Here is a 267-nt window from a genome sequence, read left to right as displayed (position 1 = left end):
CACCAACCCACGCGGCGTTGCCGAACTGGCGGCACGATACGGGGTCCGGGTACACACGATCGCCCTTGGTCCCAAGGACCTGACCACGGCCGAGGTCGGCGAGCGCGGCGTTGTTGATGCGGCAACCCTGAGAGCGATTTCGCAGATCTCGGGTGGAGAAAGCTTCCGTGTGCGGACGACCGAGGATCTTGTGGCGGTGACGGAGGCGCTTGACCGGTTGGAGGCCACGGATGGTGATGGGCTCGCGGCAGAGGTCTATCGCGAATA

Annotated in this window: 1 pseudogene; it reads left to right on the top strand. The window is 64.8% G+C overall.

What is annotated here, in order from left to right:
• Positions 1-267 (top strand): annotated as a pseudogene (locus tag H2O73_RS24085) (hypothetical protein); the annotation flags it as partial.

Source organism: Vibrio marinisediminis (assembly GCF_014050145.1).
GTDB classification, from domain to species: Bacteria; Pseudomonadota; Gammaproteobacteria; order Enterobacterales; family Vibrionaceae; genus Vibrio; species Vibrio marinisediminis.
Note: the sequence above shows the minus strand (reverse complement) of the source record. Positions and strands in the feature narration are given on the sequence as shown.